Annotated in this window: 13 protein-coding genes, 1 tRNA gene and 1 pseudogene; 10 read left to right on the forward strand and 5 right to left on the reverse strand. The window is 60.6% G+C overall.

The features are described from left to right. The first annotated feature begins 193 nt into the window (after positions 1 to 193). From HCN50_RS32750 to HCN50_RS32765, 4 genes are all read left to right on the forward strand, one after another. Positions 194 to 1,171: an AraC family transcriptional regulator gene (locus tag HCN50_RS32750; protein ID WP_171713977.1), complete on the forward strand. Its 978-nt coding sequence runs from the start codon at positions 194 to 196 to the stop codon at positions 1,169 to 1,171. Between the two features lie 425 nt (positions 1,172 to 1,596). Then, positions 1,597 to 2,109, forward strand: a complete 513-nt coding sequence (locus HCN50_RS32755) for an Mpo1 family 2-hydroxy fatty acid dioxygenase (RefSeq protein WP_171713978.1) — start codon at positions 1,597 to 1,599, stop codon at positions 2,107 to 2,109. Between the two features lie 34 nt (positions 2,110 to 2,143). Further along, positions 2,144 to 3,187, forward strand: a complete 1,044-nt coding sequence (locus HCN50_RS32760; RefSeq protein WP_171713979.1) for an NAD-dependent epimerase/dehydratase family protein — start codon at positions 2,144 to 2,146, stop codon at positions 3,185 to 3,187. A 27-nt stretch (positions 3,188 to 3,214) separates the two neighbouring features. Then, positions 3,215 to 3,841 (forward strand): methyltransferase family protein, encoded by a 627-nt coding sequence (locus HCN50_RS32765; protein ID WP_171713980.1) that lies wholly within the window; start codon positions 3,215 to 3,217, stop codon positions 3,839 to 3,841. 10 nt (positions 3,842 to 3,851) lie between these two features. Here HCN50_RS32765 and HCN50_RS32770 read toward each other — a convergent pair whose 3' ends face one another. Together HCN50_RS32770 and HCN50_RS32775 are read right to left on the reverse strand one after the other, a co-directional pair. After that, a complete protein-coding gene (locus HCN50_RS32770) occupies positions 3,852 to 4,574 on the reverse strand; it encodes an alpha/beta fold hydrolase (protein ID WP_235977385.1) in 723 nt (240 codons plus the stop codon). A gap of 361 nt (positions 4,575 to 4,935) precedes the next feature. After that, entirely contained in the window at positions 4,936 to 5,688 is a 753-nt protein-coding gene (locus HCN50_RS32775; RefSeq protein WP_235977386.1) for a hypothetical protein, read from the reverse strand. 294 nt (positions 5,689 to 5,982) lie between these two features. On the opposite strand from HCN50_RS32775, the gene HCN50_RS32780 reads away from it, so the two are divergent. Beyond that, on the forward strand, positions 5,983 to 6,207 hold the full coding sequence (locus HCN50_RS32780) for a hypothetical protein (protein ID WP_171713982.1): 225 nt from the start codon (positions 5,983 to 5,985) through the stop codon (positions 6,205 to 6,207). 61 nt (positions 6,208 to 6,268) lie between these two features. Here HCN50_RS32780 and HCN50_RS32785 read toward each other — a convergent pair whose 3' ends face one another. Together HCN50_RS32785 and HCN50_RS32790 are read right to left on the reverse strand one after the other, a co-directional pair. Beyond that, a complete protein-coding gene (locus tag HCN50_RS32785) occupies positions 6,269 to 6,544 on the reverse strand; it encodes a hypothetical protein (RefSeq protein ID WP_171713983.1) in 276 nt (91 codons plus the stop codon). A 155-nt stretch (positions 6,545 to 6,699) separates the two neighbouring features. Continuing rightward, positions 6,700 to 8,337: an alkaline phosphatase family protein gene (locus HCN50_RS32790; protein WP_171713984.1), complete on the reverse strand. Its 1,638-nt coding sequence runs from the start codon at positions 8,335 to 8,337 to the stop codon at positions 6,700 to 6,702. A 237-nt stretch (positions 8,338 to 8,574) separates the two neighbouring features. On the opposite strand from HCN50_RS32790, the gene HCN50_RS32795 reads away from it, so the two are divergent. Next, positions 8,575 to 9,021 (forward strand): hypothetical protein, encoded by a 447-nt coding sequence (locus HCN50_RS32795; RefSeq protein WP_171713985.1) that lies wholly within the window; start codon positions 8,575 to 8,577, stop codon positions 9,019 to 9,021. A 35-nt stretch (positions 9,022 to 9,056) separates the two neighbouring features. Next, positions 9,057 to 9,449 (forward strand): hypothetical protein, encoded by a 393-nt coding sequence (locus tag HCN50_RS32800; protein WP_171713986.1) that lies wholly within the window; start codon positions 9,057 to 9,059, stop codon positions 9,447 to 9,449. Between the two features lie 55 nt (positions 9,450 to 9,504). Here HCN50_RS32800 and rlmB read toward each other — a convergent pair whose 3' ends face one another. Then, the gene (gene rlmB, locus HCN50_RS32805; RefSeq protein WP_171713987.1) at positions 9,505 to 10,332 is read right to left on the reverse strand and encodes a 23S rRNA (guanosine(2251)-2'-O)-methyltransferase RlmB; all 828 of its coding nucleotides are present in this window, start codon (positions 10,330 to 10,332) and stop codon (positions 9,505 to 9,507) included. Between the two features lie 204 nt (positions 10,333 to 10,536). Here rlmB and HCN50_RS32810 point away from each other — a divergent pair. The 3 genes and pseudogenes from HCN50_RS32810 to HCN50_RS32825 all read left to right on the forward strand — a co-directional run bounded on the left by HCN50_RS32810 (position 10,537) and on the right by HCN50_RS32825 (position 12,421). Next, positions 10,537 to 10,622: transfer RNA gene (locus HCN50_RS32810), tRNA-Tyr, on the forward strand. A 55-nt stretch (positions 10,623 to 10,677) separates the two neighbouring features. Beyond that, a pseudogene (locus tag HCN50_RS34935) lies at positions 10,678 to 11,048 on the forward strand (aldo/keto reductase). A 1,064-nt stretch (positions 11,049 to 12,112) separates the two neighbouring features. Then, a complete protein-coding gene (locus HCN50_RS32825) occupies positions 12,113 to 12,421 on the forward strand; it encodes a hypothetical protein (protein ID WP_171713988.1) in 309 nt (102 codons plus the stop codon). Positions 12,422 to 13,345 lie beyond the last annotated feature (924 nt).

Genomic DNA, 13,345 nt, shown 5'->3' on the forward strand with positions numbered 1-13,345 from the left:
CTTCCAGCTTCTGCTCGTTCAATTCTCTGACTATCATGTTCATTGCTGCCTCCTTTGGCGAGATGGACATAGGTCCTCGCGGAGGCGCGGCAAATGACCAGGCTGCCGGATGGCTTGACTGAGCGTCTGAATTTTCCCTATTTTTGCCGTCCGTCCGAGAAGCGTGACCGAGCGTCCGATTGGAGCTGCGACTATGGGGGCGGATGCCCTGTCCGATGTGTTGCGCGCCGTACGACTTTGCAGTGCGATGTTCTTCCATCTCGACGTCCGCGCGCCCTGGGTGGCCGCGGCCCCGGCATCGTCCGCCTGCGCTTCAGCCGTGTTGCCGGGGGCGCAGCACGTGATCGAGTATCACGTCGTGCTCGATGGTTGCTGCTGGGGCGGCTTGATCGATGAGCCATCGGTTCAGCTCGATGCGGGCGACATCATCGCATTTCCGCAAGGCTCACCGCATGTGCTTTCAAGTGGACCCGGCATGCGAGCGATCCCTGATCTGAGCTACTACCGTCAGCCGACGGCTGACCAGCTCCCCCACAGGATCAGCATTGGTGACAACGGCCCTGCCGATGCGCGCATCCTGTGCGGATTTCTCGGCTGCGATGCGCGTCCCTTTAATCCGCTCCTGGAGGCGCTGCCTCCAGTCCTGCATCTGCGCGGAAGTGCATATCGCGATCGCTCGAGTCTTGCATTTCTTATCAATGCCGCGCGGACCGAAACCGAGGGACGTCGGGCAGGCGGAGAGGGCGTCCTCGCGCGGTTGGGCGAGTTGCTCTTTGTCGAGGCGATCCGCTGCCATATCGAAGCGCTCGGTCCCGGGCAGACCGGTTGGCTTGCAGGACTCGGCGATCGACATGTCGGTCAGGCGCTGAATCTGTTGCATGGCAACCCTGCGGCGGATTGGACATTGGATGAGCTCGCGAAGTCGGTGGGCCTGTCGCGCTCGACCCTCGCGCAGCGCTTTACCCATCTGATCGGACAGCCGCCGATGCAGTATCTGACGCGCTGGCGCATGCAGCTCGCGGCGGGCCTGCTCGCTTCCGGGCGCGATCCGATCGCCCGTATCGCAGAGGCGGTGGGTTACGATTCCGAGGCTGCCTTCAATCGTGCGTTTCGCAGAACGGTGGGAACGCCACCGGCAGCCTGGCGCCAGGCCCATATGGCATCGGCGTGAGGCGCCGTAGCGGGCGTGCGCTCCTCATGGCTCCATCCCGATCTTGTCCTTGATCGCGACGTTGCGCCGTCATTCCATCGGAGCGACCGCGCCGGTGCCTGGCACCGCGGGGTAAAGCGTGCAATATGAAACGATCATGACTGCTTGGCTGAACGGCAACACCTGCCGGAAATCATCGCAGCGCGTGGCAGTTCCCGAAGCTCCTGTACATGCTAATCATCTGAATTATTGCATATTTATCAATAGGCAGCCCCTTCGCTCTCAAGGGTTGTGAAACCTCCCGCGGCCGCGCTTTGACTTGAGGATGATTCCCAAGTTTAACTACCATTCTGTCTCTGATGGGAGTTGGCCACCGAAGCAGGTGCACCGGGTTTTAGGTTCAATCCGTCTAACCGCGTCTGCCGACAATAGGGGATAAGCACCGCATGAGTTCATATTTTCGGCGGCAGCTTGCGGATTACGTTGAATATCATCGTGATCCCTGGAATTGCGCGATGCACGTCTTCGGTATCGTGTTCTTGTTCCTGGCCGCCATCCTTCCACTCAGCCTGTGGCCCATCACGGTATTCGGGATCCAGACCAGCGTGGCAACCATCGCTGTCGTACCGGTGCTCGTCTATTGGTTCCTGCTCGACTTCGCGCTTGGCGCCGGGATCCTTGCAGCCGCCGTTGTGTTGCTCTCGGCCGCTGCCGTGATCGTTGGTCATATGACGACTGCCGGCATGTGGTCGCTTACCGCCATCCTGATTGTCATCGGTGTTGCATCGCAGATTATTGGGCACCGCGTGTTCGAGCGGCGGCAACCGGCGCTGGTCGACAATCCGACCCACCTGTTGCTGGGCCCAATGTTTGTCATGGCGAAGCTGTTTATCGCGCTGGGCTTTCGGCGCGATCTCGCCACCATCATCCAAGTGCATCCGCAAGGTGCTGCATCTTGATCTCAATTAGCTCAGCTTTGAGTGCACCCGTAGCATGACGCGCATACTGGTCACAGGCGGCAGTGGATTCATCGGAAAGCACCTCGTCTCGGCGCTGATCGCGCGAGGTGGGCAGGTGAGGGTGCTCGATCTTCAGCCACCCCCTCGCACGTTGCCGCAAGCTCAGTATGTCCGCGGATCGGTGCTTGATCGGGACCTGGTGGACCGCGCGATGGATGGGGTCGACGAGGTCTATCACCTCGCCGGCCTGCCGGGGATGTGGATGCCGCGGAAGGCCGATTTTCACACCGTCAACTTCGGTGGCACCGAGATCGTTATTGAAACGGCGCGCAAGTGCGGCATAAAGCGCTTCCTGCACTGCTCGACGGAATCCATTCTGTTCCGTGCCTCGCCATCGATGGTTCCTGTCGCTGATGATGCGTTGCTGCCAGACGACATGCCGGGTCCATATACGCGCTCGAAAATGCTCGCCGACCGGTTCGCCATGCAGGCGGCGGCATCCGGATATCCGGTGATTATCGGCTGTCCCACCATGCCCGTCGGGCCTTATGACCACAACGTCACCCCGCCGACGGCGATGCTCCGGTACTTTCTCAACCGGCGTCTTCAATTGCACCTTGATTTTGTCGTGAACCTTGTCGACGTGCGCGACGCCGCCGAAGGCCTGATCCTTGCCATGGAGCGCGGACACGCCGGACATCGCTACGTTCTCGGTGGCGAAAGCATTCCGCTGAGACGCGTTCTCGAACTCATGGCTGATATCAGCGGCCGTCGAGTCCGGCGCATTCAAGTGAACGGCAAGGTCGCCGAAATGGTCACTGCAACGCTGGAGTTCATCGCCGATCACGTGACGCGCCGGCCTCCGTCCGGTACGGCCGAAGGCGTTCGTATTGCGTTGCGGGCGGGGGCGTTGTCGATCGAAAAAGCGCAACGAGAGCTGGGTTATGCGCCGGGCCCCGTCGAACCCGTATTGCGGGAAACCATTGCGCATCTGCTCGATGCCGGCCACAACCAACCTGAATGGGACGCAGCGCCGGATACGCGACCGGCTCATGTCGAGCGCCTGTTCGGCCGTTGATCCAATCGCTTAAGACGAGTCCGCAACATGCTGAACGATCCTGGTCAATGGCTGGCTTTCGCCCTGAGTGGCTGGACCACTACCTGGCCAACACAGTTGCTTGCCATCATCTGGATTTTGTGGGTCATGAGCTGGGTGTTGGCATCGTTCTGGTCCGGTCAAACCAAGAAACACGTGATGACCTGGGACTCGCTCAAATACCGCCTCCCCATTCTCGCGGGGGCCATTCTTTTCTTGCCATTGACTGGCAAGGTGCTGGGGGAAAAGCCGCTCTGGCAGTTTGGCACCCTTGGCATCTACGTGCTGGCGTGCCTTGTCCTCGCAGGGATCTCGTTCACCTGGTGGGGGCGAATTCATCTCGGACGTTTCTGGTCGAACGCGATCACCCACAAGGAGGGTCATCAGGTCATTGACACCGGCCCTTACGGGCTGGTGCGCCACCCGATCTATACCGGGCTTATCGCCGGCATGCTGGTGACGGGTATCGCGGTCGGAACGGTGACCGCGATGCTGGGTGCGGCGCTGATCTCGCTCGGGATGGGATTGAAGGCTCGGATGGAGGAGGGCTTCCTCACGGCGGAACTCGGTGCGGATGCCTATGGATCGTATTGCCGTCGCGTTCCGATGCTGATTCCGTTCCTGCCGCGCACCTGACCACTGCAAGTTACCGTTTCTGTCGCGACGCTGCGGATGTCGCGACGGATGGAGCAAGACGGCGCGGAATTAGGACGCGCTGACCAACTGCCAGCGGTGCACTGTCCGAATACTGATTGGCCTGGGTAAGCGACCACAGGGGCACATGGTTGAGCGCCGCAAGCTTGGGCAAGGTATCGCCCGAACGGGCGAGCTGCTGCGTGCCGCTGTCCCACAGCTCCAGCGGAGCATCGGAAGGAACGACGTAGCGTAGCGGCAACGCCTCTCCCTTGGCCGGCAAAGGCGTCGTCGCAAGTTGCGCGATTGCAGTCACCAACTGCTCGTGGATGGAATCCATCTTGTCGATGTTGATGTGGGTGACTTCCTCATGCTCCTTTAGATCGAAGCTCGCGTAGTGACCCTGGTAGCCCTGTTCCGCCACCACATCGCCGCCGCCCAATATGCTGTCGGACAGGAAAATGTTGATGTAGCGCTCGACGTTCAGCGGCACCTTCGGGCTTGCGTGAGCCGGATCAATGGTCACCACCAGGCTTACCGGGATGTTTTCGGACTTCAGTATCCCGGCGAACGTCAAGGCGCACAGTCCGCCCATCGAATGACCGACCAGAACAATGGGAGCAGCATTGTCACGGAAATCGCGGATGGCCTGATCCGCGATCAGCCGGCAAATGGTGAATTCGTAGACGTCAGCCCGGATACCGGCTTCCTGGAGACGATTGGTCAGTCGGTCCATCCCGCGCGAAAAGATCGGACCGAGCGCGCCGCGGAATAGGTAGACGCGTGCCTGCGGCTGGATCGCGGCCGGCGGAGTGTCGGGAGCGACGGTTGCGACAGCATTGGCGGTGCGTGCCGGACCGGCGACCGCCAGATTGCAAACGGCTGTCAAGATGCAGGCGGAAAGGGCTGCACGGACCACAACGGACGCAACCTGCGTCGGACTTCTCATGTACATTCCGCTCGCGATTTGGGCGCAAAGGCACGCCGGACCTTGGAATGGCGGCGGGCCACGCCCTCCGGCGCTCTGCGACTGATCTATCGTCGAGGAATCGGCAGAATTTGCGGCACTCGTCGCTTCGGCGACGGTGTTTGAGCTACTATTGTACCGCGGCGGTGCTTGCCGTGCCTGATCTCACCGCATTTGCCTCTCCAGGCTGCCGCGGCCTTTGTGTTGGCGAAGCCGGTGCCGATCGGCCGAAGACGACAGCGTCGATCTCGCTAATCACCTTCCGCTGCATGATCTGGTTCTTTTCGATGGACATGTGCCCGACGCCGGGCACGTCCTGTACATTCACATTCTCGAGCTTGCCCTGGAATCGTCCGGTTTTCTCAACCGGCGTGCCGGCGCCGTTGGCGATGTAGAAATTAATATAGCGTCCGACGCGTCCCGAGAGGCTGGTGCGAAACACCGAATCCAGGCCGATGGCCAACTTCACGGGAACGCCAAGCTGATCCAGCTTGGCGACCATATCAGGCAGCGCGGTCGCGCCTGAGGAATGTCCGACCAGAATGATCGTCTTGATCCTGCCGCTCCGGTATCCGACGGCGGCTTCGTCGGCGAGCGACGACCAGGAGGCAAAGTTCGCGACCGTGACCGGGATGCCCTGCGCCCGTAGCTGCACCGCAATGTCATCGAGTCCCAGAGAAAAAATATTCAGCACGCCGCGGAGCAGATAGACATGCGCAGTCGAAGCTGACGACGCGGGAGGGTTCCTTGCGAGCGCGGGATCTGCGCCGATCGGCAGGAGCAGCAAGGCCGCGATCGCTATCGCCTGCAGTCGAGGCAACGATGCCCGGCGGAGAAAGGATGGCCAGCCAACAAAATTCGTGCCGCCGCGATATGGCTTCATGGCTCTCCCCGAAGGACTGAGAAGTGTTTCGGGGCGGACCGTAGCGTCCGCGTGCTCGGAACTGCAACAAGGGTGGGGTGAGCTGCCGCAATTTGTCGACACGACGTGTCTTGGCCGCAACACCAGTTCCAAATATTCGCAGATGGCTCGTCGGATGATGTGCACGCGATGGTGCGGTCGCGGTACCGAAGCGCAACAGACGACCGCAATCAGGCGCCGAAAATAAATTGAACTGAGGGAACCCACGAGACTCAGGTTAGCTTCCGTGCAGCTTGAATTTGGCAGGGGGCACCAATGCCATACTTCAATTTTGATCTCGTCATCGGCGCGGAGTTCAAAAACCAGGGCGGCATGTTTCTCGAAAACACAGAAAACGCGATCGATAAGGCGGAAAGCCTCGCGAGCGAGCTTCGCATCGTTCGTCCCGAGCTGTGTTCCACAGGATGTGCCGTGCGTGTCACCGACGGAGACAGTAACGAACTCTACCGTACCCCGGTCGAACTTCTTGGCCGCGGATGAAATCGTTCAGCCGCGCTCGTTGAGCGTCGTAAGCGCGCGAGATCGAATTGGTCCGCGCGGATTACGGCAAGGGCAGTAGTTGAGTTGGTGGCGATTTCTTGCCGAGGGGGCAGTTCGCTCGGGCCTTGGCGGATGGAATCCGAGCAGCAGATTCGTTGGAATGGTTCGGATCAGATGCCGATGATTCAGTCGCGTTCATAAACTCGGCCACGGCCGCGTTCGATGACCAATCCACGTAGCTGATGACGGCAAACGCAAGCACGAGCAAGGTGAAAAGCCCGACGACCACTATCGTGCCCATTCCCCGCCAATCGATCTGGCTATTGAATAATGGCATGGCTCGTCTCCCGGAGCCGGGTTCGCGACGGCCTTAGATCAACTCGCAACTCTCTGCTGTGAACTGCCTCACGTCTCACGCTCATTTGATGGCGAGGCAGAATGCCGGACGTCTTTTTGGTTGGGCCACTGTCTCGCAAATGCGCATCACGGGTCTTAAGGCTTGATCCCGATCTTCTCCCTGATCGCACCGAGCTCGGCCTCGTCCCAGATGCCGATCAGCACGCCGTTTCTCACCTGCAGTTGCTGGTTGGCATAGGCGGCAATCTTTGCGTTCGGCGTCGTGACGTGCATCTTCGGATGCAGCGCCCAGTCGAACAGCTCCGACTGCAGCCGGGCTACGATTTCGCCGCAGGTGGGATCGGCGCCGCGGTCTACAAATTCCTGCGGGTCGGTTTCGAGGTCATAGAGCATCGGCCGGAAGCCGGACGCGTGAATAAATTTCCAGCGGCCGTCGAACACCATGAACAGGCGGCAGCGCTCGATCGGCTGGTTGAGCATCACGCGGACATCCTGCATGGCGTAGTCGTATTCGGAGAACACCACCTTGCGCCAATCGGCTGGCTTGCCGCCGTGCAGGAGCGGCAGCAGCGAGCGCCCCTCCAGGATGTGGTCCGGCGGGTTGCTCCCGAAATAATCGATGAAGGTCGGCGCCAGATCGATCGCCTCGACCAGCGCATCGCTGACCGTGCCGCGCGTAGTGTTTGCGGCAGGCGAGGGATCGATCACGATCAGCGGGATTTTTGCCGATTGCTCGTGGAACAGATCCTTCTCGCCCATCCAGTGATCGCCGAGATAGTCGCCATGATCGGACGTGAACACGATCATGGTGGTGTCGAGCAGTCCGCGCGCTTCGAGGAAGCGCATCAAGACGCCCATCTGGTCGTCGATCTGTTTGATCAGGCCCATATAGGTCGGAATGACTTTTTCGCGCGCCTCGTTGCGCGACATGTTGCGGGAATAGCGCATGTCCATATAGGCGGCGAACACCGGATGGGCCCCAGCGCGTTCCTGCTGCGAGCGGATCACCGGCTGCACGTCCTCAGGCCCGTACATGCTGGCGTAGGGCTCCGGCGCGATATAGGGCCAGTGCGGCTTGATGTAGGACAGATGCAGGCACCAGGGACGTCCGTCATCCTCGGCTTCCGCGATGAATTCCATCGCGCGCCGCGTCATGTAGGGCGTCTCGGAATGTTCGTCCGGCACGCGGGCAGCCTTGTCGGCGTGAACCAATAGCCAGCCGTTCTGCAGGCTGCCGTCCGGCGCTTGCCCGGAATTGGCCCAATGCTCCCACGGATTGGGCGCGTCATAGCCGTGCTGGCGCAGATAATTGTCGTAGGCCGGTCGCGGCCGTCCCGTCGGATGCAGGCCGTCGTCGCGCTCATAGGGCTCGAAGCCGCATTCCGAGACATGCACGCCGATGATGGAGTCGGCGGGGATGCCGAGATTCTTCAATCCTTCCAGGTCGGGCGCCATATGGGTCTTGCCGACCAGCACGTTGCGCACGCCGATCTTCTTGAGGTGATCGCCAAGCGTAGGTTCGCCGACGCGTAGCGGCCAGCCGTTCCAGTGCGAGCCATGCGAGCGCATGTAGCGACCGGTATAGAACGACATCCGCGACGGGCCGCAGATCGGCGACTGCACATAGGCATTCGAGAACAGCACGCCGCGCTTGGCCATCGCATCGATGTTCGGCGTCTGCAGCACGGGGTGCCCGGTGCAGCCGAGATAGTCGTAGCGAAGCTGGTCGCACATGATCCACAGCACGTTTTTCGCAGGCGTTTTGAGTGTCATCTCGGGCATTTCGGCTGGCGTTGGGAGAAGGGGCGGGATGGTGCGGTATCGCGGCGCATATGACAATCGAGCGGCCGGGCGGTCCAGATGCGTTAACGCTTGGATAGCGTCTTTTATTGCAATTGAGCGGCGCTCCATGCTGGCGCGTTAGCCTTACCGGCAGTTTCGTCGGCCGCCTTAACCCTTGAAATGCCCTGTTGGACTAAATTGGGACGAGGAAAACCCGGGCCCAAGCGAATGCGTGTTGGCGTCACACTGGCACTTTTCATCGCGACGACGTCGTCTGCCTTCGCCGGCGGCGGCTTCGAGATTGTGATTCCGGGCCGTCCCGGCGTTCCCATCATCATTAACGGCGTCGATGCATCGTATGCGGTGGTCGAGGGCGACTGGGGTCTCGGCAGGGGCACCCATGTCGAGCCGACCATCTACGGTGGCCGCTATATCGATCCGGTGCCGCGCGTCGGTCATTATTATCCGAGCGCCGGCCGCATGCCGGGCTACGGGCGGTTGGAAGTCGAGCCGCCGGCGAACCGAAGGCTGCCGCAACCAGCCGAGAGCTACCATCAGTCCTGGTCGGCGCAGTCGGCGCCGCTGCCGGCGCAGTCCAATGTGCCGGTCGACCCACCCGAGATCATCTACGCGCCGCGGGATTACAGGCGCGGCCCGCCCGACCTTCCACGTTAAGAAGACCAAGCAAAATTAAAGGACAGGAGAGAGTAATGCGTCAGATACTTAAAGGATTGGTCGCGGCGGTCGCCGTCATGGCCGCAGCCCCGGCGATGGCCTGCGGTTACGCTCCCTGCGCAGCGCCGGTCTACGTCGCGCCCGTCGTGACCTACGGATATGCCGGCTGCGGCGCCTGCGGCGGCTGGGTGCGCGAGCGTCTGCCCGATCCGGAGCAGCAGTACTATTACGTCAACCAGGGCCCGACCTATACCGGTCCCGGCAATTTCGCGCCGTATCCGGTCTATCGCGAAGGCACGATCTCCGGTTACGGCTATGGCTACAACCGGCCGCATCATTATCGCGCGCACCGCCATTATCACCGGTACGGCTATGCCCATACGGGACGTTATTACCATGGCCGGCCGGTGCTGCGCCGCTACTACTGATTCAGAGAAAGCTTGAAATCTCGACGCCCGTTCGCTTCCCGCGTGCGGGCGTTCTTTATTTCATCAGACCCAACCGGCTTGCGCCGATATAGAGCGCCAGCACCGCGGCGTTCGAGACGTTCAGACTCTTGATCTCGCCGGGCATGTCGAGCCGCGCCACCACACGGCAGGTCTCGCGGGTCAGTTGCCGCAGGCCCTTGCCCTCGGCGCCCAGCACCAGCGCGAGCGGCTGCTGCAATGTCACCGCGCCGAGATCCTCGGTCCCTTCGCTGTCCAGCCCGACCGTCATGAAGCCGCGATTGTTCAGTTCGGTCAGCGCGCGGGCGAGATTTTGCACAGTCACCAGCGGCACCAGTTCCAGCGCGCCGGAGGCGGATTTCGCCAGCACGCCGGTGGCCTCCGGGCTGTGGCGGGCGGTGGTGACGATCGCCTTCACCGCGAACGCCGCCGCCGAGCGCATGATCGCGCCGACATTGTGCGGATCGGTGATCTGGTCGAGCACCAGCACGATGCCTTGCTGCGGCAGCGTATCGATATCGGGCGAGGGCAGGGGATCGGCCTCGGCCAGCATGCCCTGGTGCACGGCGTCGGGGCCGAGCCGCTGGTCAATCACATTCGGGCGGACGATTTCGGGCGCAACGCGGGTCTCGATATGCTCGTCCGCCAGCCGCCGGGCGGCGTTTTCGGTCAGGAACAGTTTTCGGATCCGCCGTTCCGGGTTGGCCAGCGCCGCGGAAACCGTGTGCCAGCCGTAGAGAATCACCGGTCCGTCGGAATCGCCGCCGCGCTCGCGCCTATCCGCGGAACGCGCGAATTTTCGCCCTTTTTCGAAGGGTTTGCCGCCGCCGCGGCGGAACGGCACTTTTCGGTCGCGATCGCTCATGGGGAGCTTGTGTCACGGGGGGGCGAATATGGCAATTTGGCCGCATCGAACCTACTTTTGGTGGTCCGCCTTGGTTGACTTTGGCATGCCGCTTCGCCCATAAACGCGCCGGCCGCAGCCGGTTCGAAACGGGCTTTCGGCCTCAGCGTCATCCATGGTCCGGTCCTCCGCCACTCGGGCGGCCGGTTCCTGATGCTGACGGACGGGGAAGTGTCCCGAGTGGCAAAGGGAGCTGACTGTAAATCAGCCGCCGTATGGCTTCGAAGGTTCGAGTCCTTCCTTCCCCACCACCTTGATCTTGCAGGGGAATCTCGTTCAGGCTACGAGCCCGCCGATGTGTAACCTATAGGCGTCTCGAACGTCACGGTTGCCCAGCTCGAGGTCGCGCGCTCCATCACACCAATCGTGTCGGTTCAGAACGAGTATAATCTACGAAACCAAACCAGCGAAGGTGTACTCGCCGCCTGCGAGCGTCTCGGAATTGCTTTTCTGCCCTGGTACCCCTTGGGCGGGAAGCGTGGCCTGAGGCAAAGAAGATAAAGGAAGTCGCCTCGCGTCGCGGTCTCACGCACGCTGCGCTGTCCCTCGCGTGGTTGCTTGCTAAATCACCTGTTATGCTGCCAATCCCCGGCACTCGATCCATCGATCATCTGGAAGATAACGTACTTGCGGCCGCCCTCAAGCTTGAGCCGGAAGACCTCGACGATTTGGGATGAAGGCGCGGCCAAGTAAGTCGTGCCGTCCCATTATTCGGGTCAGTAGACGACATCCGCTTACGTCAGTGGTGCCCGCTTTGGGTCGGCTCCCAAAGGGGAAGTCCGCTCTTCCTCAAGACCAGACCTGGTCAGTCGGTACTCTCATGTCCGTCAGCGCCTAACACAACGAAAAGCCCGGCTCTAGCGAGCCGGGCCAATCGCGAATTAAATACACGTGCTGAAAACGCCAACATTGAAGCATTGATCGATTCTGATGTCGGTTCGAACTACGACTCACGACAGAAATTTTCGGGATAAAATGGCAATTGATAGAGCGGGGGGATTGGCGAAACCAACTGGCGCTCGGCTGATCTATTTGCCCAGCACCGAGAGCCTCAGCTCCGGGACGTGGAGCTGAGGCCCCTGGAGGCCAGCCCTTCACCCACAAAGGGCCGCGCCGAAATGACAGCACCGGACAGCCGTCTCTCGCTACAACAAAAGTTAGGCGCGCTTTATCGCCTGGAACGCAATAGCTGCACCGACATTGGTTTTCCTTTGCTACCTGGCGGAATTCGATGCGTTGCTCTCCTCGGTGTGACAACAGTCGGTGGCTGCCGACTTCCGAATTTTCCTAGCTTCCGCACCTCGTAGTCTTGCCCGCCAGCGACCCGCGATCGGTCCTGCTTCACCGACGGCTCGATTGCTTCTTTGCCTTCGCCATCCTGCGGCGCCGCGACTAGCGCCAGGATGTGACAGGTTCCGGACCCCGGTCAGACAATTTGTCGAAACCCTCGCGGAAATGGAACGAGCACAGCTCAAGCTGCGTTTTGGGTGACACGCGCTTTGACTGACAATGCATCACATCCGACAGAAGTAGGGATTGGGCGGAGGAAGACGACCGTAGGCTTCTAGAGCTGCACGAAGCCGAACACTCGGCCCTTTCGATTGCAGCGGCGCTGAAGCGAACCAAAGGGGGTGCAGACACGTTTCGGCTCTTTACGAGCGGAGGCCGAGCAGACACCGGCGGGTTGAATCCCGCAAACAGATAATGGTTCGCCCGACTGTAAGATGAGGAGGAAAGAACCATGAGGACGATCTATTTCGCTTCGGCTTGTGGCGCCACCCTTTTGGCAGTCACCAGCGTCGCAAACGCACAAGGAACGGGTGTTACTGCAAACCCGGATCAGGGCGTCACGCCCAAGCAATGCTGGGATGTAAGCCGTAACATCATTCGCGAAAAGAATCCGACTGACGCTGGTGCATCAGCGTCGGAAAAGACACCCAAGACTACTGTTGGCTCAACCACGTCCAGCGCCACCGGTTCTGGCGCTTCTGACACGACCAGCTCCACTGGAAATGCGTCGGCACGTCCGGCGGGAATGCCAGATTGCTGACAAACACTGTAGGATAGCCGCGAACCTAAGTTAAACCGCGCTTCATCGCCTGGAACGTAATAACTGGCATCGACGTTGGTTTTCCTTTGCTACCGGGCGGAATTCGATGCGGTACTGTCCTCGGTGTGACAACACTCGGTGGGTTGTGAAAATCACCTCGATCGACCGTTCTTGGGAGAAAGGGCCTGTGGTTGCGGCGGCGCCGGCGCACCTTGCCCGAACTGCAATAGAAATCCCGCCAATCCTGACGATGTCCCGGCGATGCCGGCGGGCTTCAAGCCCGATCTGAGCTAATCGAACGCGGCTGGCCGACGTTGCATGACAAGCCCACAGCAAAGGGTTCCAGTCGGCGGAATACCGCACCGGCCTCGCACTCGCGATCGAGCGGCAGCGGCAGTGAGCGGCAGGTCGAGATCAAGCCGTCAGCCCGGGCCTTCGCCGAGCTGACCGCTTCGCTGCTGCTTCGGCGAGCCGGATCTGCTCCTTGAGTTTCTGTAGTTCGGCGAACTGTTTGGAAAGAGTTTGGCTGCGCAATATTGCTTTGGCTTTGACTATTCGGACCTTCTGTCCCATTACAATGCCCTCCAGCTACGCAACGAACCGGATACTAAAGCCGCTCTATGATGTCAGCCATCTATCAATCGGGTTAGATGGCGATCACGAGTTATGACTTATCGAAATGCTGAATTGTTCGCGTGACGCATCACTTCAGGAAAGAACCACGGGACGCGAGACGAGATTACCGCCAACTATGATGGCCCCATTCCATTCAGGGGAGCGGCCATGACAAGACCGTTGGGGCGGTTCCAAAATCAAAGAGGACGTAAGCCAACGCGGCCTTAACAACCTCGAAGGTGAATTTCACCTGCAGCACTGGCCCACTATCGTCCCGGACCTCGATAGCCATCCGAGGGCACGAGCCGT

It is taken from the genome of Bradyrhizobium archetypum (assembly GCF_013114835.1).
GTDB lineage: Bacteria > Pseudomonadota > Alphaproteobacteria > Rhizobiales > Xanthobacteraceae > Bradyrhizobium > Bradyrhizobium archetypum.